Annotated in this window: 1 protein-coding gene and 1 pseudogene; one reads left to right on the forward strand and one right to left on the reverse strand. The window is 68.7% G+C overall.

What is annotated here, in order from left to right:
• Positions 1-344 (forward strand): annotated as a pseudogene (locus ABZ928_RS53395) (hypothetical protein); the annotation flags it as partial.
• On the opposite strand, the gene ABZ928_RS53400 reads toward ABZ928_RS53395, so the two are convergent.
• Positions 283-1,092, reverse strand: coding sequence for an IS5 family transposase (locus ABZ928_RS53400; RefSeq protein ID WP_361537144.1), 810 nt, complete (start codon positions 1,090-1,092; stop codon positions 283-285). The pseudogene ABZ928_RS53395 and the gene ABZ928_RS53400 overlap by 62 nt on opposite strands.
• Between the last annotated feature and the right edge of the window lie 271 nt (positions 1,093-1,363).

A 1,363-nucleotide genomic window follows, 5' to 3' on the forward strand; every position in this document is an offset into this window, starting at 1 on the left:
CGCCCGCCGTGGGTACCGACGGCGTTTCGCGCAGGAAGCCTGTCGGGCCGCGACGCGCGGTGCCGCACCGGGAGAACGCGGTCGGTGTCGAGGACCTGTCGGTGGACTACCAGGCGTTGATGGCCGCCGCCCTGGACGCGGGCACCGAGGGGCTGGGTGCCCGCCGGGCGGCGGTCGTGCTGGGCTGGGACAGCGCGTCCGTCTCCCGTGTCGAGGGCGCGAGGGCCCGGCTGAAGCGGCTGGTGGAACGGGGCTGGCTGGTCGAGGAGAAGCCGGGCAGGTTCATGCTGCCGACGCTGGAGCAGAACGCCGCTGATGGTGGGCGGCCAGACGGCGGCTCATGAGTGTGGTCATCGACCACAGGATGACGGCTTCGCTGGTGTCGGTGCGCCGTTCGTAGTCCCGGACCAGGCGACGGCTGCGCAGGAACCAGGCAAAGGATCTTTCCACCACCCAGCGGCGGGCCAGGACCTGAAAACCTTGGACGTCGTCACTGCGGCGGACGACGTCGAGAACGAGGCCGAGGTGCTGGGCAGCCCAGTCCTGGAGGTGACCGCGGTAACCGCCGTCGGCCCAGATCAAAGAAAGCCGCCGCAGCTGCTTCTTTGCCGCAGGCAGCAGAATCCGGGCGGCATCCCGGTCGGTCGTGGACGCCGGCGTGACCAGCACGGCCAGCAGAAGCCCGAGAGTGTCGGTGAGCAGGTGCCGCTTGCGTCCGTTGATCTTCTTCCCGGCGTCGTAACCCCGTGAAGCGAAGGTGACGGTGGCGTCCGCCTTCACCGACTGCGAGTCCACGACCGCCGCGCTCGGCTCCTCCTTGCGGCCCTCCGCCTGGCGGACGGCTGCGCGGAGCCGGTCGTGCAGCTCGGCCACCAGCCCGGTATCCCGCCAGCGGGCGAAGAAGGCATACACGCGAGGCCAGGGCGGGAAGTCGGCCGGCATCGCCCGCCACTTGATGCCGTTGTCGACGAGATAGCGCACCGCGTCGATCATCTGCCGATGGCAGTAGCCCTCCGGACGGCCGCCCCGGCCCGCCAACCATGACGGCATCGGCAGCAGATCCCGCACCAGAGCCCACTCCGTATCACTCATGTCGGAGCCGTACCGCGGCCGCCGACCGGGTTGGTCAACAGCGTTCCCGAACCGGTGAGCGAGACAGTCACACCCAAGGGTGGCCGGACTGGACCGGTCGGCCGCCACCACGCAACACTTCAACACCAGGGCCTCTTGCAACTCGCTGGATTCGACAACCGCGAGCTACCAAGAGGCCCTTCCTTCATGCCTCAACACCGCTCAACTCACCCGAACCAGCACCCCGTTCGAACCACACCGACCACACGAGCGGATAGAGAACAGGCAGTCA

This window comes from Streptomyces sp. NPDC046909 (assembly GCF_040644695.1).
In the GTDB taxonomy this organism is placed as follows: Bacteria; Actinomycetota; Actinomycetes; order Streptomycetales; family Streptomycetaceae; genus Streptomyces.

Excerpts from the sequence above, each read along its gene's own strand:
- ABZ928_RS53400 (WP_361537144.1), bottom strand. The coding sequence starts at position 1,092 with ATGAGTGATACGGAGTGGGCTCTGGTGCGGGATCTGCTGCCGATGCCG.